Raw genomic sequence first — 514 nt, 5'->3', positions numbered from 1 at the left:
GGCAGCGTCTCGACATCGACATTCCATAAATCAGCGATTTCTTGCAAATGTTTCGGGTTTTCATCGTTCCGGTATCCGGGGTAAAAGCCGGCGCCGCCGACTTCGCGGTTGGACATCGAGCTCGGCTGCCCGGCGTGCTGAAACGGCCCCGACCCCGGCTTGCCGATTTTGCCCATGATTAAGTGCATCGAATTGACGAGCGAGGCGGCGGCCGTAGCGTCCATGCTTTGATAGACGCCTTGCAGCAGTACGGTGACGGTTGTTTTTGACGTGCCGATCCATTCGGCGCACGTTCGCAAATCGCGTTCTGGCACACCGGTAATTTGTTCCACCACTTCGGGCGTGTAGCGGGCGGCCGTTCGCTCGAGCTGCTCATACCCAACCGTATAGCGTTCGATGTAGCCGTGGTCGATCCAGCCGTTGGCGATGAGCAAATGAATCAGCCCGTTTAAGACGGCGACGTTCGTGCCGCTTTTCGGCCGGAGCGATAAGTCAGCCATTTTTTGGCTGATGT

Annotated in this window: 1 pseudogene; it reads right to left on the bottom strand. The window is 57.4% G+C overall.

What is annotated here, in order from left to right:
* A pseudogene (locus VU18_RS16585) lies at positions 1-514 on the bottom strand (molybdopterin-dependent oxidoreductase); the annotation flags it as partial.

Origin of the sequence: Geobacillus sp. ZGt-1 (genome assembly GCF_001026865.1) — a bacterium.
GTDB lineage: Bacteria > Bacillota > Bacilli > Bacillales > Anoxybacillaceae > Geobacillus > Geobacillus thermoleovorans.
The sequence above is the reverse complement of the archived record's forward strand: the minus strand, read 5'-3'. Positions and strand labels throughout refer to the sequence as shown.